Genomic DNA, 19,090 nt, shown 5'->3' with positions numbered 1-19,090 from the left:
TAGTACTATGGAAGTTGCTCCACCGTATAAATAAAAATGCCAATCCATTTAATTCTCTGATAAGCCTAGGTGTTCAATGGCAATTTCACCCAAATCATAGGTTAGATTATTGTTTATGGTGTCTATTTTAGAATAATCAACTCCTCCCCGTTTGTATTCGAATCCTGGTGCAGTAATGATCCAATGGTGCAAATTAAAATCTGCGCTTATGGCAAAAGACCCATCGCTTTTTGTTTGGCTGTGCCTTAATTTATCCCACCATTCACTCCAAGCCATAACTACACCATGTTCGATCGGCTTTCCGTTTTGATCTATTAACTTACCGGTTAGCGTACAAGCACTTTCGTAAGTTAAGTTGTAATAATTAGGGTAGAGGATGCAGCTGTCCTTGTAGATGTTGGGATCAAAGGTCCGAAAAACATCTGCAGTTGGTTTTACAACCCCATTTCCATTGGAGTCCGTCCTTGAAACCAATCCCATAAAATCGGAATGGTATTCATTCCAACTTACGTCTTTGTATTGCCACCATGAAAAACCAGCCCCACCGCATCCAACGGTTTGCCTCAATACCTTATTGGCAAAAGCAATTTGCTCTGAATAGGGAACCAGTTTCCCATCTGAAGCAGTTGACGTCTCACCAATAATCCATGGTTTATTTAGCGTTTTTCCGTACCAATAAATTTCATTTTCTACCCTTCCTTTTTGGAACTTTTGGTAAGGATGAAAGGAGATAAAGTCCGCAGAAACTAAATTGGGATCCCACTCAAAAGCCTCTCTAATTCCAGCCAAACCGATTGTAATTAGATGGTTAGGCGATTTCGATTTCACCAATTCATACCAACCCTTGGAAATTTTATAAACATCCTCTTTTGCCCTGTCAAGTGAGTCAAAATAAAGGGGTTCGTTAAATAAGTCAAGGGCGAGAATATTGGTATCCTCTTTTAAATATTCTACGCTGCGAGCTACATGATTATTAAGCTGTTCATTTTCTCCATCCATTCTGAATAGAAGAATAACCTTTAAGCCTTCCTCTGCCGCAATGGTTAATAGTTCCTCCACCGATTTAATGTAATCGGGGTAATCAGCAGCCTCTATAAAGTTGTGTGCTCTCCAATATTTACCTTTATACCAAGTAGTAACAGCCGGTGCTTGGGCCAACTTATTCCAGTGCTCTTCGGTAATTTTTACCAACCTCACAGTATTGAATCCCATGGATTTAATTACCCGCATGTCTTCACGGAATAACTCTAAGCTTTTATCCTTGTTATTGTGCGGATAATTTGATTCATAATAATCCATACTTGGAGCACCCCAAATGCTGGTATCATTAGCTTGAATCGTTACTTGATAATTGAGGATCAAGGGGAAAAAACCCTGACCGTCATCGACGAATTCCCCTTCTTTTAATGATATATAACTCTCTTTCTTATTTACCGTTTGAACTTGATCACCGTTACAACTCCATAAGAATATTAAACCAACAATAGGTAAATAATTAAGAAGCCTCATAACTTAAACAAACCGTATTTCAGAATGCAAAATATTGCTCTGAAGCCATCTTTAGCTCCAATTTTCTTCCCCTCCTCGTAGGTTCTTCCGTAGTAAGAAATTCCCACTTCGTATATCCTCAGTTTGGGGATGCGCGAAATTTTTGCGGTTACTTCAGGTTCAAATCCAAACCTGTTTTCCTTAAGATCTAATCCTTTAATGATATCCGACTTAAACAGCTTATAACACGTTTCCATATCCGTTAAATTGAGATTGGTAAACATGTTGCTTAAGAAGGTGAGGAACTTATTGCCAATAGAGTGCCAGAAGAACAAAATTCGGTGCGGATTCCCACCCATAAACCGAGATCCATAAACCACATCAGCATTTCCCTCCACCACTGGCTTCAGAAGATGATTGTATTCTCTAGGGTCATACTCCAAATCTGCATCCTGAATAATTAGAAACTCTCCGGTTGCCTCCTTAATTCCACGGTGCAAAGCAGCACCTTTACCCATGTTTTTAGGTTGAGAATAAAATTGGATATCCATATCGGAATTGGCTTTAATATAATTTTCAACCGCCTCAACCGTATTGTCTTTAGAGGCATCATTAACTATTACCAATTCCTTCTTAATTCCATTCAAAAGCTCTACAGCCTTTATTCTATCTAGTATTAGGTGAATGGTTTTGGCTTCGTTATAAGCCGGAATTACAATGGAGAGCTTGTTAAATGTCATGTTGTGTTATATCTGCATTTCCTTTACATCAGAATGAATAACCAATTTCCCTGCAGTGGCATTTTTAACGTCCTCTATGCTTACTCCAGGTGCTGTTTCTCTTAAAATGAACCCCTGTTTTGGATCTATATCCAATACGGCCAAATTGGTTACCACTCGCTTTACACAACCCACTCCAGTTAGCGGCAAAGAACATTCGGGTAGCAGTTTAGATTCGCCTGCCTTGTTGGTATGCATCATGGCTACCACAATATTTTCTGCAGAAGCCACCAAGTCCATAGCTCCTCCCATTCCCTTTACCATTTTCCCCGGAATTTTCCAGTTGGCGATGTCTCCCTTTTCGCTTACCTCCATGGCTCCTAACACGGTTAGTTGCACATGTTGTCCTCGAATCATCGCAAAGGAAGTTGCACTATCGAAATAAACCGCTCCAGGACGAGCCGTTATGGTTTCTTTTCCTGCGTTTATAAGATCGGCATCAACTTTATCCTCTGTAGGATAGGGTCCCATGCCCAAGATTCCATTCTCGCTTTGGAACTCTACATTAATATCATCGGCAACAAAATTTGCTACCAAAGTGGGTATACCAATTCCGAGATTTACGTAATAACCGTCTTTTAGTTCCTGCGCGATTCTTTTCGCTATTCCGTTTTTATCTAATGCCATGTTTCTAAGCTTATTGGCGAATTAGCTAATTAGCTAATTGGCTACCGTTCTTTTCTCAATTCTTTTCTCGTAATCTTTTCCTTGGAAGATTCTTTGAACAAAAATGCCAGGGGTATGAATTTCGTTGGGATCTAATGCTCCAATGGGAACCAACTCCTCCACTTCGGCTACAGTTATTTTCCCTGCCATTGCCATGGCCTCGTTAAAGTTTCTTGCCGTAGCTTTAAAAATCAAGTTTCCAGCTTCATCGCCTTTCCAGGCCTTAACAAGAGCAAAATCTGGTTTAAATGCTCGTTCCATTACGTACATTTTACCATCGAATTCTCTTACCTCTTTACCTTCTGATACTTCGGTACCATATCCGGCTGGAGTAAAAAATGCCGGTATACCAGCACCAGTTGCTCTACAACGTTCTGCAAGTGTTCCTTGAGGAATGAGCTCCACATCTAACTCTCCTGAAAGCATTTGACGCTCGAATTCGGCATTTTCACCTACGTATGAGGAGATCATTTTTTTGATCTGTTTCTTTTTAAGCAACAAGCCCAATCCAAAATCATCTACTCCAGCATTGTTAGAAATACAGGTTAGGCCCGACACGCCAAGTCTAACCAATTCTGCTATAGCGTTTTCAGGTATTCCACAAAGGCCGAATCCACCAACCATAAGGGTCATACCATCTTTAACTCCTTTTAGTGCCTCAGCAGCACCAGAAACTGTTTTTTTAATTGCCATTACTCATCAAAGTTTAGCTCAGAATTCATCTCACCACAATCTAGAGAAATACCTAAATCCATTGTGGGTGGATCGAAATCGTCTTTAGAAATATTTATTTCAGAATCGCGATATACCCGGTTCATATAATAACCAAATATTGGAAGGGCCATATTGGCTCCCTGACCATAATAGGTAGATGCAAAGCGTATACTACGCTCTTCTCCCCCAACCCAAACACCTGTTACCAAATCAGGTGTTAAGCCAATAAACCAACCATCGGAATTGCTTTGGGTAGTACCCGTTTTTCCTGCCAAGGGGTATTGAATATTCCCGTAGGGAAGGTCTCTTCTTAACCTTGAGCCGGTACCGAAATCTATTACCCCTTTAAGCATATCTAGCATAATATAGGATGTCCGCTCATCCAAAGCTTCAGTAGCTTTTGGGATTGCGTCGTACAGCGGGTTACCGTTTTTATCCTCTATCCTAGAAATAAAAATGGGTTTAAGGTGTACCCCTTTATTTACAAAACTGGCATTAGCAGCTGTAATCTCCATTAAATTAACATCGGCAACCCCTAAACACAATGATGGAACCGGGTCTAAAAAGGTTGTTATTCCAAGGTCTTGGGCCAACTGGGCTACCGCCTCGGGGCCATACTTTTTCATTACCCAAGCCGTAATATTGTTCATAGACTTTGCTAGGGCTTCTTTAAGGGTAACCATTCCGCCATACTTTCCGTCGGAATTCTTAGGACAATACCTAGGTTGTCCAGCCGGCATATCGAAACATGTTAGGGTATTGGGAACTTTTAAGCAAGGATCTAATCCCTCGCGAATACCGGTTGCATAAACAAAGGGCTTAAAGGTAGATCCAACCTGGTTTTTTCCCTGTTTAACATGGTCGAACTTAAAGTGTTTGTAATCTATACCTCCAACCCATGCCTTAACAAATCCTGTACTTGGGTCTATGGAAACCAATCCAGCTCTTAAGTAAGCCTTGTAGTACTTAATGGAGTCCATGGGGCTCATTACCGTATCTATTTCTCCCTTATAAGAGAATATCCTCATGGTTACTGGCTTATCAAAAATTACCGGGATACTGTCTTTTTTAAAGGTTTCAATTTCTTCGTCGGTTCGGTTACAACCATCGCAATGGATGTAGCGATTTAACTCATTTCTAAATCGATCAGATCTACGGATACTGTTGTACAACATCCTTTCAATCTCTCTATCGTCTACACGCCAATCGTAGGCAATTCGGTTTTTATTCCACCTCGATCTTTTTTCCAGATCTTTAAAAAATTGAGGTTGCAGATCTTTACTTAAATGTTCGTGAACCGCAAATTCTGCATACTCCTGCAGCCTGGAGTCGATAGTGGTATAAACCTTTAATCCATCGCGGTAAATGTTGTAGGGCTCTCCCTCAGAATTGGCAATTTTATACTGCCCTGTATTTTCATCCTTGGCGTATAAAATATCCTTCAACTCATTTCTAAGAACCTCTCTAAAATAGGGAGCTAAACCAGCTACGTGAGAAACTCGGGTAGGTTTAAGCTGCAGGGGTAACAACTTTAGAGAATCTAACTCCTCTTGGTTGATATGGTTGTTTTTCTTCATTTGCAGAAAAACAACATTTCTTCTATTTCTTGTAAGCTCAGGTCTTTTAAAAGGATCGTATAAGGATGGATTTTTAGCCATTCCCACCAACATAGCTGCCTCGTGTAGCTGGAGCGAGTCTGTAGTGGTACTAAAATAAACATTGGCTGCCGACTTAACCCCTACTGCATTGTTTACAAAATCCAGTCGGTTTAAGTACATGCTTACGATTTCTTCCTTGGTATAACGACGCTCTAGTCGAACGGAAATTATCCACTCTTTAAATTTTTGACCAACGCGTTCTAGTTTACTTCGAGGCTCATCTGAAAAGAGCATTTTAGCCAACTGCTGCGATATGGTAGACCCTCCACCTTGGCTTGTGTTTGCAGTTAAAACACCCTTTGCAACGCGCATTAGGGCAATAAAATCTATCCCGGCGTGATTAAAATAACGTTCATCTTCTGTGGCAACTAAGGCATTAGTTAAGTGAGGAGAAAGCTGCTTGTAGGTAACATTTACCCGGTTCTCGGTATAATATTGTCCAATCGTTTTTCCATCGCTAGAAAAAACCTCTGTAGCCAAATTACTCTTGGGGTTTTCTAATTCTAAAATGGTAGGAAGTTTGCTAAAAGATGCCCCCAGCAATACCAAACCAATAATGATGAAGGGAAGAATAAAAAGCAGCCAAAAAATGAGGATTTGCTTTTTATACGCTTTCCACAGAGACGGGGAATTTTCGGTTACCTTATTCTTGCTCATTGTATTTGGCTCTCCTCTATAATTAGACCAAGATTAGTAATATTTTGCAATAGGGTATCGCGCATGGCGTGGCTAAAATTAAAGGTATAAACGCCCGGCTCTGGAAATGCAGCTTGTTGCTTAAACAAAAATTTATGGCTTACCTCAGACCCAAAACTCTTGCCTGTCCATCTACCATCTGGGTATGCAACAAAGCACTCCAGGGTATCCATTGATTTTATTCCATTGGGCCCGTCACCTTTTAGGTACAGTATTAAATTGCTGTACTCGTAATCTTTGGAATTTTTTACGGCAAGGAAAAAATTAAACCTTGTGGTAGTGTCTTCAACTTCCACCGAAAATTTGGCCGTATCAATAAATGGCCATCCATTTTCTGGAATGGAAGTAACATCAGAGTACATCACCTTTTCTCCACAGGCTACCATGGAAACCGCCACTACAAATAGGGCTAAATATCTACTTATTTGGATTGCGACGTCTTTGACCACCTGATCTTCCTTTTCTATTTGAGTTGGAATTCTTGTTTCCTTGGTTTCCGCTATTGTTCGAAGGTCCCCCAGATTTACTGGCATTGGCGCTTTTGCCTCCACCCTGATTCTGATTTTGCCTTCTTCTATTGTTATTATTCGCCCTTGATGAAGGCTTTTTCTTTGACTTTTTCTTTTGGTCGAATCTCGTTAAAGATTCTGTACCCATCGCATCGGTAAAATCGAGCTCCACCGGTTTAGCCGTTTCGGTTGGAATAGAGAATTCATAGCTTCTTAAATCCTCGGGCTTTTCGCCTTTTTCGTTAAGCGCAATAATTTCTTTAACTCGATTTAGTTCGATTGGGATAGGATCTTTGGACTGGCCTTCCTCGTGATAAATGTACCAAACTACCTTTTTAAAGATGTCGGTTTTAAAATGAGTAGCAATACCCTTTTTTGTTTTCAGTCGGAGTTCTGGCTTAGGAAAATCTTTGATAGCCTCAACGTACATATCTAGCTCGTAGTTAAGGCAGCATTTTAACTTACCACATTGCCCAGCCAATTTTTGCGGGTTCAGAGACAGTTGTTGATATCTCGCGGCAGTGGTAGATACCGTTCTAAAGTCAGTTAACCATGTTGTACAACATAACTCTCTTCCACAAGACCCAATTCCACCCACGCGCGCAGCCTCCTGACGTGAACCAATTTGGCGCATTTCCACTCGGATGCTAAACTCCTCGGCAAGCCTTTTGATTAGCTCCCTAAAATCTACCCGGTCCTCCGCAGTATAATAGAACGTCGCCTTGCTTTTATCCCCTTGGTACTCAACATCCGAAATTTTCATTTCGAGTTTAAGTTCCTTGGCGATTTCGCGAGAGCGATACATGGTACTATCCTCTAGCTTTCTGGCTTCGTGACAAAGGTCTATGTCCGCCTGGGTTGCTTTTCTAAGCACCTTTTTGATTTCGTAATTATCTACCTTCTCTCCCTTTTTTTGCATTTGAATACGAACCAATTCTCCGGTAAGAGAAACCAGTCCTACATCGTGTCCGGGCGAGCCTTCCACCACAATCACATCTCCAACTAATAGTTGAATGTTTTTGTGGTTTCTAAAAAACGCCTTTCGGGTGCCCTTAAAGCGCACCTCAACGATATCAAATTCTTGTTTTCCGTTAGGAAGAGAAATATCTGAAAGCCAATCGAATACATCTAAATTATTACAACCGTATGTTCCGCATTGGCCGTTTCCTTTGCATCCTGCGGGTATACCGCCCTTGCTACAATTTGAACAAGCCATAAATTTTATCCCCTTTTCTGGTGTAACAACATCATAAATTTGAACGACAAATCGCTTAAAATTATTTTAGCGTTTCCGTTCCACTGTATATCGGCAATTGCTTCGTTAAACAACTTGTAATATGCCGACCCTCTTTTTGCGTCAACAAAGGGAGCGAATTTCTTAATAAACTCTTTTTCAGCTGGGTTAATAAGCTTAGGGTCTGCCTGTAGCATCGCCACATTTAGCGAAGAGTATACTATTTGCAAGCCATACTGTAATAAACCAGAAAGCATATCCCTACTCATTTTAGCGTTTTCGGCCACCCACTGCCTTAATCCTGCCAAGTCTTTCGAAAAGCACAAACGCATCCAAGCTCTAAAGATTACAAAAAGTTCGTTCTCTCCACCCATTTCCCTAGCCATCGCCAAACCTGTACCCATATTACCATCGGCTGCAAAGGCTATAGTATCTGCACTTTGCGCATTGAGGCTTAAATTAGAAACCAACCAATTGGCAAATTTCTCTTGAGGCACTTTGGGAACTCGTGTAATTTGAGTTCGAGAGCAAATGGTACCTAAAACCGCATCTGCATTATTAGAAACAAGCAAAAACAAAGATTTTGCAGGTGGTTCCTCAATAATTTTAAGCAGGGTATTTGCGGCACGAACATTCATTAATTCAGGCTTCCAGATTACTGCAATCTTCATCCCTCCCTCGTAGGACTTAAGTGCCATTTTAGAAAAAAGGAACTCAGCGGCTGCTTTGTTGATTTCCAGCTTTTTCTTTTCCTCACCAAGAGCCTTAATCCATTCCTGATATTTTAGGTAGGGATTGGTCTCCAGCGTAGCCCTCCAGATTTTTTGAAATTCGGCCATCTGCTTTTCTAAGCCTTGTTTATTGCTCGTATCCGAAGAATTGGCAATAGGGAAAATCCAATGCACATCGGGATGTGCAAACTTGCTTAGTTTAATACAGGAGCTGCATGTACCGCAAGAGTCGTTGCCCTGTCGGTTTTCGCAGTTTATAAAAGAAATATAGGCCAAGGCAAAAGCCAAAGCTTCGCTTCCGTCTTCTCCAACCAACATCTGAGCATGCGCAACCCTACCCTCCACTATGTTTTGGGCCATTTTGGTTGCTAAGCTTTCAGAACTTATGATTTCGGAGAATTTCAACGCAAAAAATTTGGTCAAAATTAGCGATTTATATGAGCTATCAATATCTAAAGGGAAATCATCAATTGTTTTAATTTTGCCGCTCACTAAATCAAATTATGATCACTGTAGATAAATTCAATTACAAGGGGAAACGTGTATTGGTTAGAGTTGACTTTAACGTACCTCTTGACGAGCATAAAAATGTAACCGACGATACGCGTATTAAGGCCGCACTTCCAACCATAAACAAAATTGTTAGCGATGGTGGAAAGGCAGTTTTAATGAGCCATCTAGGAAGACCTAAGGGCAAAGACAATGCATTTAGTCTAAAGCCGGTAGCCGATTATTTGGCCACAAAAATTGAAGCACCCGTTTATTTTTCGGAAGAAACTGTTGGGGAAAAAGCAATTGAAGTGGTGGACCAAGCCGAGGAAGGTTCGGTTATTCTTCTAGAAAATGTTCGATTTTACGCTGAGGAGACCAAGGGCGATTTGGCCTTTGCAACGCAACTTGCCCAGCTAGGTGACTGCTATGTTAACGATGCATTTGGAACCGCACATAGAGCACATGCGTCTACCACCGTGGTTGCTGGACTATTTGTTGGAAAGAGCGCCTTTGGATACCTGATAGCTAAGGAATTAGAAAGTTTAGATAAAATATTCTCTTCGGGACAAAAACCCGTTGCTGCCGTGGTGGGTGGAGCTAAGGTTTCCAGTAAAATTAGCATTCTAGAAAACCTATTAGACAAAGTAGACCGCATCTTTATTGGCGGTGGTATGGCCTTTACTTTTGTTAAGGCACAAGGCGGGAAAGTGGGGTCTTCTTTAATTGAAGATGATTACATCCCAGTAGCAGAAAAGGTTATTATGCAGGCCAAAGAAAAAAATGTAGAGCTACTTCTTCCTGTGGATGCCATTATCGCTGACGATTTTAATAACGATGCCAACAGAAAAGAAGCGGATATAAATAGCATTCCTGATGGATGGATGGGCCTAGATATAGGTGAAAAATCAATAAGTCTTTTTAAAGAAAAGCTTTTGGATAGCAATACCATTTTATGGAATGGTCCTATGGGAGTATTTGAGTTCGAAAACTTTGCTAAAGGAACGGTTGAAGTTGCCCTTAGCATAGCAGATAGCACTTCTAAGGGAGCCTTTTCCGTTGTTGGGGGAGGAGACTCCGTTGCCGCGGTTAACAAGTTTAAACTAGGAGACCGTGTTTCTCATGTTTCTACCGGAGGTGGAGCGATGTTAGAATGTCTTGAAGGTAAGATTCTACCTGGTATTGCCGCGATTAAAGAAACAAGCCATTAAGGCCATCGTAAAACTGTTTGTAAATCCCGGTACTTTCATCGCCAGGTAAAACGAGAAGAATAAATTTAGAAATCGGTTCGTAGAGGATAGAATCTTCTACGAGCTGATTATCGATAAAGTTAAATGACGTATTCAGCGCATTAAAAATCATAAGAATTGCACTAAGGAAAAATGCAGACTTTATAAGTCCGAACAACACCCCGAGTAGTTTATTAACGAGCCCCAACTGGATAAAGCTGATCATTTTATCTATCACCTTACCCAGCATACTTACTGCAACCACAATTAATACAAAGGTTACGGTGTAGGTAAGGATAGGAAACCACTCTTTGTCGCTATCGATATGTTCGGCTAAATAAGTACCTGCATAATCCGAAAACTCAATGCATCCATAGACACCCAAACCAAGTGCGAGAAGCGAAAATATTTCGAAAACAAAACCCTTGGTAAACCCTTTAAATGCTGCATAAGCTAAAGGAACTAAAAGAATAATGTCGAGGATGTTCATTGCTAAAAAGACCTAACAAGAATGGATTATAATTTCGAACGAAAATGGCAAGAAACCCTAAAAAATGCCGAAGAGGCTTTTGGCCAGCCGGTAGACTTGCAATCCCTGTTATTCCTTATTGGACTGCAGGAGCTCGGTAAGGGGTTTAGAAAGTACAGTAAAGACGAAAAGATGTCGGTATTACACATTGCAACTTGCCGGGTTCTAGAGCCCTATGGTTACTACAAATTTGTGGGGTTAGACCAAGAAGGCTGGCCGCATTTTGAGAACCTGAAACCGCTTCCTCCCCTTCAAGCGAATGACCAAGAAAGACTTATGAAGGAAGCAATTATAGAATATCTAGACTATTGAATTCTAATAGCCTTGGTATTGTTCTTGTTCTCTTCTACCCTAACCTGACCGATTCCAATACCTAGGGTATCATTGGGGTCGTTATCGGATAATTTATATGCAAAGATGTCTAATACTGCAAACCCTGCCTGCCCTGGTTTGGTGAACGAAGTGTAATCGAATAACACCTGTCCAGAACTGTTGGTGATTTTGGATTCATCAAAGCGAATTCTAGAAGCCACCTGCGTGCTATCGGTTGGTTTTGCGTAAACGCGCACTACAGCACCAGGTACCGCACGATTAATGGTATCTCTAACTGTGATGGTAACTCGAGTTGGGTCTTCTTTTTTACAAGAGGTGGTAAAGGTTGCCGAAAGAGTTAGGATGGCAAATATGCCAGCCAAAAAACTAAACTTAACGGCTCTATGTTTTAATTCCATTTGCTTATTGTTAATTTCGCCAATCGCTAAAGCCTAGCAAAATTATGAAAAAAACTGCGCGGCAATTCGCTCTTAGTCTTCTTGCCTTAGTACTATTCCAAGTTCAATTGTATTCTCAAAATGAAGCAAGCGAACCTATTGTACGGATAAAAACAAATTACGGGGATATCGTAGTAAAACTTTACAACGAAACTCCCCAGCATAGAGACAACTTTATTAAGCTGGTTAAAGACGGATTTTATAACGGAACCCTTTTTCACCGCGTTATCGACGGATTTGTAATACAGGGGGGAGATCCTGATAGTAAAAACGCTAAACCTGACGACCAACTTGGTAATGGTGGTCCTGGCTACACCATTCCCGCTGAATTTAGCTCCAGCTTAATTCACAAAAAAGGAGCTTTATCGGCAGCACGCCTTTCAGATCAGGTTAACCCTAAAAAAGAATCATCGGGCTCGCAATTTTACATTGTAACCGGTAAAACCTACACCAAGGAGCAGCTAGAGGCCATGACCCAAAGGAAGGAGCAGGAAACTAAAAACCAAATTTTTAATGAAATCTTAAACGATCCAAAAAACGCCGAATTAAAAAAGCGAGTGGATTTGTATATGAAGGTTGGAAACCAACAGGAGTTGAATTTTATACTTCAAAATCTTGCCCCACAGGTAGAAGAGCTCTTCAAGGAAAGAGGAGGAACCTATACTGAAGAGCAAATTAAAACCTATAGCGAGCAAGGTGGAACACCCCATCTAGATGGAAACTACACGGTTTTTGGAGAAGTAATTGAGGGGATGGATGTTGTAATGAAAATATCCAAGGTTAAAACCGGTAAAGCGGATAGGCCAGAGGAAGATGTGGTGATGAAAAAACTTAAGGTTGAATAAATGAGCATTTTAGATAAGGCCAAGTCACTTTTGGAAGAAATTCCAAACCTAAGTGCAAAAACAGCGGAAGAAGCTGAGGCGCTGAGAATTAAGTATTTAGGTAAAAAGGGAGAAATAACCGCGTTATTTTCTTCTTTTAAAGAAGTGGCCAATGAGGATAAAAAAGAGTTTGGGAAAATTCTAAACATCCTTAAAAATCAGGCAACTGAAAAAATAAAGGAGTTAAAAGAGGGTGCTGCTAACCAGAAGGCAAGTGGTGAGAAACCCGATTTAACCAGACCCGTATTCCCACAATTGGGGTCGAGACACCCAGTGTCTATTGTAAAAAACGAAATCATAGAAATCTTTAGCTACCTAGGATTTTCTATTTCCGAAGGGCCTGAGATAGAAGATGACTGGCACAACTTTACTGCCTTAAACTTCCCCGAGGAACACCCAGCAAGAGATATGCAAGACACCTTTTTCCTAGATGAGGAACACGCGCTTAGAACGCATACCTCCTCAGTACAGGTAAGGGTTATGGAAAGCGAAAAACCACCTATTAGAACAATTTCTCCAGGAAGGGTATACAGGAATGAAGCTATTTCGGCACGTTCGCATTGCGTTTTTCATCAAATAGAAGGATTGTACATAGACGAAGGAGTTTCTTTCGCCGACTTAAAACAAACGCTACTGTATTTTGCTAAGGAGTTTTTTGGCAAGACAAAAATTAGGTTGCGCCCGTCGTATTTCCCCTTCACAGAACCTAGTGCCGAGATGGATGTATACTGGGGCTTAGAAAACGAAATCGACTATCGAATTACCAAGGGAACTGGATGGTTAGAAGTATTGGGTTGTGGAATGGTAGATCCCAACGTATTAGAAAATGCAAAAATTGATTCAGAAAAATATACCGGATTTGCTTTCGGGATGGGAATAGAACGTATTGCCATGCAGCGTTTCGGAATAAATGATATCCGTACCCTTTTCGAAAATGATTTAAGATTTTTAAATCAGTTTCAATCCACTTTATAATTTTATAAACTACAGCTAATACACGGGGTTATCTCTTAATAAAGAGGTAGCCCCGTTTGTATTTTTAGCTACAAAAAAATCGCAGCTGAAAAAGCATTTTCCCAACTGCGACATACGGTTTTAACCTAAAACTATTATTTATTCCTTAATCGGATGGCAAGCCATGCCATAGGAAGGTAGGCTAGAGCCACATCAAGAATAGCAAACCAAGTTGGCCCTGGGATCATAAACACGTTTGCAATTCCAGCTAGTAAAAATAGTCCCCCTAATATCCAGGCAGCTATATGTTGCTTGGCTATAAGCAAGGCTATAAATGCACCGACTAAAGTTCCCAAAGCATGAGCTAGGAAGGGAAACAAAAAATGTTTGGGTTTAAAAAGACCTATGTTGTGAATAATGCTTTCCGAGTCCATAGGATCCACCCCAAGCGGTGGAGGAATAATTTGAGAACCCAGCATAATTAATCCGCCGTTTACAATAGATCCAACAATAAACCCGGCAATTACAGCCGCTATAATTTTTACGATTTTCATTTCTCTAGGGTTATGGTTGCATCAATAATACGGGTTTTTTCACCACAACGGGATACACAGAGAGTTTTGGTCACCGAGTGATCCCGACCCGCTAGGCGTCGGGATTGTATCGAGGTGCACCACCGATTAACTCAGATTAGCACAGATTTTTTGCACCAGGTATGTATTTACAAGCTGCTGGTCACCGAGTGATCCTGTGGTAGCACAAAGATTCACAAAGTCTAATTTCATTAAACAATTAGGGGGATTCACTACTACCGTAGATAAATCCCCCCATTGCTAAATAGCTACATTAAAAAATTGGCACATTAATTAATCGCCCAATCTTCTTCTTTACCCAAGTTTAAAATAGATGCCTCTAGGAGTTTGATTGCCGCAGTTACATCGGCTTCATGCACCATTTCTATTACTTGGTGGATGTGTCGCGTAGGAATGGAAATAGCCCCTGCGATGGATCCTCCTTCGGTAAATTTCTGCAGTGCAGCAGTATCGGTTCCTCCAGCCGTTAAGATTTCGGGTTGCCAAGTGATTTTCTGCTTATCGGCAATGGCTTTTAAAAACTTAACCATGCGAACATCACTAATTACAGATCCATCTAAAATTTTTATTGCTACACCTTTTCCTAGCTCGGTAATTTTTTCATGACCTGCAGCTCCCGGCACATCGAATGCGATTGTAGTATCCAAACCTATACCCCAGGTGGGTTTTATACGAAGTGTTGCTGCGTGAGCACCCCTTAAACCAACTTCCTCCTGAACGGTAAAAACACCGTGAAGATTTACTGGTAATTCTTTCTTAGCGAGATTTTTTAGAGCCTCAACTAGAATAAATACGGATACACGGTTATCAAGCGACTTGCAATTAAAGCAATGTCCCATTTTTATTAACTCGCGCTCTCTTGTAACGGTATTCCCTACCTCAACCTTTTTCTTTACCTCTTCGGCTTCTAACCCGAGATCTATAAAGAAGTCTTTAATCTTAACCCCTTTGTTGCGCTCCTCGGGCGACATTACATGAATGGGTTTGGATCCCATTACACCTACTAATGGTCCAGACTCGGTATGCACAATTACGCGTTGAGCCGTCAATGTTTTTGGGTCGAATCCACCCAGTGGGTGAAATTTTAGAAACCCGTTATCGTCGATATGAGTAACGATAAAGCCAATTTCATCCATATGGGCAGCCACCATGGCATTTCGCGCGTCCTTACCTGCTTTAAAAGCGGTTAGGTTACCCATATTGTCAACGCTTAGCTCAAAACCTAATCCATCTAATTCTCGGCGAACTATATCCCTAATTTTTTGCTCATGCCCAGGTACCCCAGGTGCTTCGCAAATTTCTGCTAGTAGCTTTTCGTTAAGATTTGCCATAGTTAATCTACCTGACTTAGTTTTATCATATTCGAAGTTCCTTTTTCGCTTATCGGCATAGAGGCGATATTAATAAGGTAATCTCCATTCTTAATTTTGCCTTCGCGCTTTAAGATATACTTGATATCTGCTATGGTGTGGTCTGTAGATACATACTTATCGTAATAAAAACACTCTACACCCCAAACCAAACTTAAAGCGGTTATCAGTCTTTTATTTCCCGTAAAAACAAAAACCGTTGATTTTGGGCGCTGCGATGATAGCTTCACGGCCGTGTAACCAGAGTGGGTCATGGCCACTACTCCAATTGCATTAACACGCTGAGCCAAACGACAGGCGTTGTAACAAATGGAATCCGAAATAAATCGATCGCCTCCAAAATCTCCAGGCGCAGTTTCATGGTGAAATATCCCCTCAAAAGCTTCTGTTTTAACAAGAATTTTACGCATGGCGTTCACCGTTTCCACAGGGTATTTCCCCACCGAGGTTTCTGCGCTAAGCATTACCGCATCTGAGCCATCCATTACCGCATTTGCCACATCATTAACTTCAGCTCTGGTTGGAGTAACATTTTCTATCATGCTCTCCATCATTTGGGTTGCAACAATTACCGGTTTTGCTGCTTCTCTACATTGTTTTATAATATCCTTTTGGATAAGTGGAACTTCTTCCATAGGGATTTCCACACCGAGGTCACCACGAGCAACCATAACGGCATCGGTTTCATCGATAATGCCCTCCAGTTCTTTTAACGCTTCCGGTTTTTCGATTTTTGCAACCACTCTTGAGAATTTGTTGCGCTCGCTAATCTTATGCTTCAGTTCTATAATATCTCTTGCCGAACGAACGAAGGATAAACCTATCCAGTCGAAATCGTGCTCAAGGGCGAATTCTAAATCAACCAAATCCTTTTCCGTAAGAGATGGAAGGGAGATTTTAGTGTTGGGTAGGTTTACCCCTTTTTTCGATTTTAATATCCCACCATGAATCACCTTTGCTTTCACTCTGGCGTCACCATCGCTTTCGCCAGCTTCTAATTCTAGCTTTCCGTCATCCAAGAGAATTTTTTCACCTGGTTTTACATCTTTCGCAAAAGAGGAATAGCTGATGTATAAATTCTGCTTATCCCCCATTTTGTTAGGCTTTGTAGTAAAACACAACTCTTCTCCTTCTATAAGATCTAAGCCCTCTTCGGGAAGCATTCCTACTCTTAATTTTGGCCCTTGAAGGTCTCCTAAAATGGCCACCGGAATTTTTAATTCATCGGATACCGCTCTAATATTTCTAACTGCCTCTAGGTGCACCTCATGACTTCCATGAGAAAAATTAATTCTACAAACATTAAGCCCTGCCCGAATTAGTTCTGTAAGCTTCTCTTTGGAGGAGGAAGCGGGTCCTATGGTAGCTACAATTTTGGTTTTACGTATCATTCGAATGTCAAATTAGCGCTCGATTTTAATCCAACCGGATTGATTTTAAACGCCGTTAAAATTAAGTTTTGTTTATTTAGTTCCTGCAGAATAAAAGTAGAATACTCTTCTTTAGGATTTTTGGTAATTAAAAGGTAATCGGCCGCCCTATGTTCTGGGACCACCAGGGTTTGTTGGAAGCCCTTATTTTGAATCAAATAATGCTGCGATTTCCAGAATTCGTTAAATCCAGTAAACAAAGCATGTTCAGATTTTATGCTTTTACCGGGCCAAAATACGTAGGGATCTTGAGACCGTTCTAGATTTATGTTTAAGGCTTTATTAACTAACCAGCACAGGCGATAATTTTTCAAATGGCAAGCAATTCCAATCATGTGAAATTCGGGCTCGTCATCGAAATCTAGGTAGTGTACGGTCATTAATCTTCTTCGAATTCTTGTTTTTTACTTTCGTAAAACAATTTACAGGCTTGCTGTTCGGCTTTCTTTTTTGAAAAACCTACAGCCGAAACACTATCGAAACCTTCTATTTCTAGTGCAATGGTAAAAAAATCTCTACCATTTTTATGATCTGTTTCGGTAGTTAAGAAGCGGTGTTTTCTTTTGTGCTTTTGACAAAATTGAATCACCCTACTTTTGTAATCTATATCCTGCTTATCGACCTCTGCAACGTTAATATGGTGCTTAATTATGTGATCAAAAAGCTTGTGCAATTCTGCCAATCCTTGATCTAAATAAACCGCTCCAAAAAGTGCTTCAAGCGTATTACCAGGAATGGAATTTTCTGAAAGATTCTCTCGGGTGGAGAAATAGATCAAATGATTAATATGAAGCTTAAACGCGAGCGTGTTCAGAAATTTCCTTGAACACAACTTCGATTTTAATTTAGAAAGTTGCCCTTCGTTTTTTTGTGGGTACTTAGTAAATATCCATGCAGTAATGTAAGCACCGAAAAGCGCATCACCCAGGAACTCTAACCTATCATAAGTTCCACGCTCATCACCATAACCCTTATAAGAGGTATGTACAACCGCAGAGAAGTATAAGTCTAAATTTTTAGGGTTTAGCTTTAGGTAATTTTTTAACACATAACGGAGCTTTCGTTCTCTGAAAGACTTTCCGCTAGTACTAAACAAGGCCATTCTTATACGCTATACTTTCTAAAAATTACCGAAGTGTTATGACCACCAAATCCAAAAGTATTACTTAACGCTGCTCTTACTTCTCTTTTTTGAGCTTTCTCGAAAGTGAAGTTAAGATTGTTATCCAACTCAGGATCATCAGTAAAGTGGTTTATAGTAGGAGGAACAATTCCATTCTTCACAGCCAATACACTAGCTATTGATTCAATGGCGCCTGCAGCTCCCAACAAGTGACCTGTCATAGACTTGGTACTTGAAATGTTAAGCTTATAGGCATGTTCTCCAAAAATGGACTTGATTGCCTTAGTTTCGGCAACATCTCCAAGAGGAGTAGAGGTACCATGCACATTAATGTAATCTAGCTCGTCAACACTCATGTGAGCATCGTCAAGAGCAGCTTTCATAACATTTAATGCACCTAGACCTTCTGGGTGAGGAGCGGTAATGTGATGTGCATCGGCAGACATTCCACCTCCGACAACTTCACAAATAATATTGGCGCCTCTAGCTTTTGCGTGCTCTAATTCTTCTAGAATCAAACATCCAGCACCTTCACCAAGTACAAACCCATCTCTATCTTTATCGAAGGGTCTTGATGCCGTTGCAGGATCATCGTTTCTAGTTGAAAGGGCATGCAGAGCGTTGAACCCTCCAATACCTGCCTCACACACGGCAGCTTCGGAACCTCCACCTACCATTACATCTGCCTTACCTAATCGAATTAGGTTAAAAGCGTCTAACAATGCATTAGTAGAGGAAGCACAAGCTGAAACCGTAGTGTAATTAGGACCACGGTAACCGTATTTAATTGAAATATGACCCGACGCTATATCGGCAATCATTTTCGGGATAAAGAATGGATTAAATCTGGGTGTTCCATCGCCTTGGCCGAAAGAAACACATTCCTCCTGGAAGGTTTGCAAACCACCAATACCAGAACCCCAAATTACACCAGCTCTATCTGGGTTTGGACCATTTTCTGCAAGACCAGCATTTTTTAATGCCTCATCTGCAACTACCATCGCGTACTGCGAGAACAGATCCATTTTACGTGCCTCTTTTCTATCGAAGAAATCAAGAGGATTGAAGCCTTTAACCTCGCACGCAAACTGCGTTTTGAATTTAGAAGGATCAAAGCGGGTAATACGAGCTGCACCGCTCTTACCATTAATAAGTCCATCCCAATACTCTTCAACGGTATTACCAATTGGAGTAAGGGCACCTAATCCGGTTATGACTACCCGCTTTAATTCCATAAAATCTAA

The 19,090-nt window shown here is 40.8% G+C and carries 20 protein-coding genes; 4 read left to right on the top strand and 16 right to left on the bottom strand.

Annotation, left to right across the window (positions count from 1 at the left end):
* Positions 1-48: 48 nt before the first annotated feature.
* The 8 genes from FRX97_RS02010 to FRX97_RS01975 are packed head-to-tail and all read right to left on the bottom strand — an operon-like array spanning position 49 to position 8,880.
* A complete protein-coding gene (locus FRX97_RS02010) occupies positions 49-1,509 on the bottom strand; it encodes a cellulase family glycosylhydrolase (RefSeq protein WP_147012850.1) in 1,461 nt (486 codons plus the stop codon).
* Positions 1,506-2,228 carry a glycosyltransferase family 2 protein gene (locus tag FRX97_RS02005; protein ID WP_147012848.1) on the bottom strand — a complete coding sequence of 241 codons (723 nt, stop codon included), beginning with the start codon at positions 2,226-2,228 and terminating at the stop codon, positions 1,506-1,508. The genes FRX97_RS02010 and FRX97_RS02005 overlap by 4 nt, the downstream gene beginning before the upstream one ends.
* Before the next feature lie 6 nt (positions 2,229-2,234).
* Positions 2,235-2,894 (bottom strand): 3-oxoacid CoA-transferase subunit B, encoded by a 660-nt coding sequence (locus tag FRX97_RS02000; RefSeq protein WP_147012846.1) that lies wholly within the window; start codon positions 2,892-2,894, stop codon positions 2,235-2,237.
* Between the two features lie 33 nt (positions 2,895-2,927).
* Positions 2,928-3,626, bottom strand: coding sequence for a CoA transferase subunit A (locus FRX97_RS01995; protein WP_147012844.1), 699 nt, complete (start codon positions 3,624-3,626; stop codon positions 2,928-2,930).
* Positions 3,626-5,962 carry a penicillin-binding protein 1A gene (locus FRX97_RS01990; RefSeq protein ID WP_147012842.1) on the bottom strand — a complete coding sequence of 779 codons (2,337 nt, stop codon included), beginning with the start codon at positions 5,960-5,962 and terminating at the stop codon, positions 3,626-3,628. Before FRX97_RS01990 ends, FRX97_RS01995 begins: the two co-directional genes overlap by 1 nt.
* Positions 5,959-6,450, bottom strand: a complete 492-nt coding sequence (locus FRX97_RS01985) for a gliding motility lipoprotein GldH (RefSeq protein WP_170226987.1) — start codon at positions 6,448-6,450, stop codon at positions 5,959-5,961. Before FRX97_RS01985 ends, FRX97_RS01990 begins: the two co-directional genes overlap by 4 nt.
* Positions 6,419-7,726 (bottom strand): PSP1 domain-containing protein, encoded by a 1,308-nt coding sequence (locus FRX97_RS01980; RefSeq protein ID WP_147012838.1) that lies wholly within the window; start codon positions 7,724-7,726, stop codon positions 6,419-6,421. The genes FRX97_RS01985 and FRX97_RS01980 overlap by 32 nt, the downstream gene beginning before the upstream one ends.
* A 5-nt stretch (positions 7,727-7,731) precedes the next feature.
* The gene (locus FRX97_RS01975; protein WP_147012836.1) at positions 7,732-8,880 is read right to left on the bottom strand and encodes a DNA polymerase III subunit; all 1,149 of its coding nucleotides are present in this window, start codon (positions 8,878-8,880) and stop codon (positions 7,732-7,734) included.
* A gap of 98 nt (positions 8,881-8,978) precedes the next feature.
* On the opposite strand from FRX97_RS01975, the gene FRX97_RS01970 reads away from it, so the two are divergent.
* Positions 8,979-10,175 (top strand): phosphoglycerate kinase, encoded by a 1,197-nt coding sequence (locus tag FRX97_RS01970; protein WP_147012834.1) that lies wholly within the window; start codon positions 8,979-8,981, stop codon positions 10,173-10,175.
* On the opposite strand, the gene FRX97_RS01965 is transcribed toward FRX97_RS01970, so the two are convergent.
* Complete coding sequence (locus FRX97_RS01965; RefSeq protein WP_147012832.1) at positions 10,156-10,683, bottom strand: CvpA family protein; 528 nt, start codon at positions 10,681-10,683, stop codon at positions 10,156-10,158. The genes FRX97_RS01970 and FRX97_RS01965 overlap by 20 nt on opposite strands.
* A gap of 21 nt (positions 10,684-10,704) precedes the next feature.
* On the opposite strand from FRX97_RS01965, the gene FRX97_RS01960 reads away from it, so the two are divergent.
* Positions 10,705-11,034, top strand: a complete 330-nt coding sequence (locus tag FRX97_RS01960) for a hypothetical protein (protein WP_147012830.1) — start codon at positions 10,705-10,707, stop codon at positions 11,032-11,034.
* Here FRX97_RS01960 and FRX97_RS01955 read toward each other — a convergent pair.
* A complete protein-coding gene (locus tag FRX97_RS01955) occupies positions 11,028-11,453 on the bottom strand; it encodes a hypothetical protein (protein ID WP_147012828.1) in 426 nt (141 codons plus the stop codon). The genes FRX97_RS01960 and FRX97_RS01955 overlap by 7 nt on opposite strands.
* Positions 11,454-11,497: 44 nt before the next feature.
* Between FRX97_RS01955 and FRX97_RS01950 the strand changes: the two genes are divergently transcribed.
* Positions 11,498-12,337, top strand: a complete 840-nt coding sequence (locus FRX97_RS01950; protein WP_147012826.1) for a peptidylprolyl isomerase — start codon at positions 11,498-11,500, stop codon at positions 12,335-12,337.
* 6 nt (positions 12,338-12,343) lie between these two features.
* Complete coding sequence (gene pheS / locus FRX97_RS01945; protein ID WP_170226993.1) at positions 12,344-13,351, top strand: phenylalanine--tRNA ligase subunit alpha; 1,008 nt, start codon at positions 12,344-12,346, stop codon at positions 13,349-13,351.
* 134 nt (positions 13,352-13,485) lie between these two features.
* Here pheS and FRX97_RS01940 read toward each other — a convergent pair whose 3' ends face one another.
* The 6 genes from FRX97_RS01940 to fabF form a co-directional block, all read right to left on the bottom strand.
* A complete protein-coding gene (locus FRX97_RS01940) occupies positions 13,486-13,884 on the bottom strand; it encodes a hypothetical protein (protein WP_147012822.1) in 399 nt (132 codons plus the stop codon).
* Between the two features lie 308 nt (positions 13,885-14,192).
* The gene (locus tag FRX97_RS01935; RefSeq protein WP_147012820.1) at positions 14,193-15,254 is read right to left on the bottom strand and encodes a M42 family metallopeptidase; all 1,062 of its coding nucleotides are present in this window, start codon (positions 15,252-15,254) and stop codon (positions 14,193-14,195) included.
* A 2-nt stretch (positions 15,255-15,256) separates the two neighbouring features.
* Positions 15,257-16,684 carry a pyruvate kinase gene (gene pyk / locus FRX97_RS01930; protein ID WP_147012818.1) on the bottom strand — a complete coding sequence of 476 codons (1,428 nt, stop codon included), beginning with the start codon at positions 16,682-16,684 and terminating at the stop codon, positions 15,257-15,259.
* A complete protein-coding gene (locus FRX97_RS01925) occupies positions 16,681-17,103 on the bottom strand; it encodes an IPExxxVDY family protein (RefSeq protein WP_147012816.1) in 423 nt (140 codons plus the stop codon). Before FRX97_RS01925 ends, pyk begins: the two co-directional genes overlap by 4 nt.
* Positions 17,103-17,825 (bottom strand): ribonuclease III family protein, encoded by a 723-nt coding sequence (locus FRX97_RS01920; RefSeq protein ID WP_147012814.1) that lies wholly within the window; start codon positions 17,823-17,825, stop codon positions 17,103-17,105. The genes FRX97_RS01925 and FRX97_RS01920 overlap by 1 nt, the downstream gene beginning before the upstream one ends.
* Positions 17,826-17,827: 2 nt before the next feature.
* A complete protein-coding gene (gene fabF / locus FRX97_RS01915; protein WP_147012812.1) occupies positions 17,828-19,081 on the bottom strand; it encodes a beta-ketoacyl-ACP synthase II in 1,254 nt (417 codons plus the stop codon).
* Positions 19,082-19,090 lie beyond the last annotated feature (9 nt).

The sequence above is a fragment of the Luteibaculum oceani genome (assembly GCF_007995015.1).
In the GTDB taxonomy this organism is placed as follows: domain Bacteria; phylum Bacteroidota; class Bacteroidia; order Flavobacteriales_D; family Luteibaculaceae; genus Luteibaculum; species Luteibaculum oceani.
The sequence above is the reverse complement of the archived record's forward strand: the minus strand, read 5'-3'. Positions and strand labels throughout refer to the sequence as shown.

Excerpts from the sequence above, each read along its gene's own strand:
- FRX97_RS01920 (WP_147012814.1), bottom strand. The coding sequence starts at position 17,825 with ATGGCCTTGTTTAGTACTAGCGGAAAGTCTTTCAGAGAACGAAAGCTC.
- FRX97_RS01965 (WP_147012832.1), bottom strand. The coding sequence starts at position 10,683 with ATGAACATCCTCGACATTATTCTTTTAGTTCCTTTAGCTTATGCAGCA.
- FRX97_RS01995 (WP_147012844.1), bottom strand. The coding sequence starts at position 3,626 with ATGGCAATTAAAAAAACAGTTTCTGGTGCTGCTGAGGCACTAAAAGGA.
- FRX97_RS01970 (WP_147012834.1), top strand. The coding sequence starts at position 8,979 with ATGATCACTGTAGATAAATTCAATTACAAGGGGAAACGTGTATTGGTT.
- FRX97_RS01960 (WP_147012830.1), top strand. The coding sequence starts at position 10,705 with ATGGATTATAATTTCGAACGAAAATGGCAAGAAACCCTAAAAAATGCC.
- FRX97_RS01955 (WP_147012828.1), bottom strand. The coding sequence starts at position 11,453 with ATGGAATTAAAACATAGAGCCGTTAAGTTTAGTTTTTTGGCTGGCATA.
- pyk (WP_147012818.1), bottom strand. The coding sequence starts at position 16,684 with ATGATACGTAAAACCAAAATTGTAGCTACCATAGGACCCGCTTCCTCC.
- FRX97_RS01940 (WP_147012822.1), bottom strand. The coding sequence starts at position 13,884 with ATGAAAATCGTAAAAATTATAGCGGCTGTAATTGCCGGGTTTATTGTT.
- FRX97_RS01980 (WP_147012838.1), bottom strand. The coding sequence starts at position 7,726 with ATGGCTTGTTCAAATTGTAGCAAGGGCGGTATACCCGCAGGATGCAAA.
- FRX97_RS02010 (WP_147012850.1), bottom strand. The coding sequence starts at position 1,509 with ATGAGGCTTCTTAATTATTTACCTATTGTTGGTTTAATATTCTTATGG.
- FRX97_RS01935 (WP_147012820.1), bottom strand. The coding sequence starts at position 15,254 with ATGGCAAATCTTAACGAAAAGCTACTAGCAGAAATTTGCGAAGCACCT.
- FRX97_RS01925 (WP_147012816.1), bottom strand. The coding sequence starts at position 17,103 with ATGACCGTACACTACCTAGATTTCGATGACGAGCCCGAATTTCACATG.
- FRX97_RS02000 (WP_147012846.1), bottom strand. The coding sequence starts at position 2,894 with ATGGCATTAGATAAAAACGGAATAGCGAAAAGAATCGCGCAGGAACTA.
- FRX97_RS01950 (WP_147012826.1), top strand. The coding sequence starts at position 11,498 with ATGAAAAAAACTGCGCGGCAATTCGCTCTTAGTCTTCTTGCCTTAGTA.
- FRX97_RS01990 (WP_147012842.1), bottom strand. The coding sequence starts at position 5,962 with ATGAGCAAGAATAAGGTAACCGAAAATTCCCCGTCTCTGTGGAAAGCG.
- FRX97_RS02005 (WP_147012848.1), bottom strand. The coding sequence starts at position 2,228 with ATGACATTTAACAAGCTCTCCATTGTAATTCCGGCTTATAACGAAGCC.
- fabF (WP_147012812.1), bottom strand. The coding sequence starts at position 19,081 with ATGGAATTAAAGCGGGTAGTCATAACCGGATTAGGTGCCCTTACTCCA.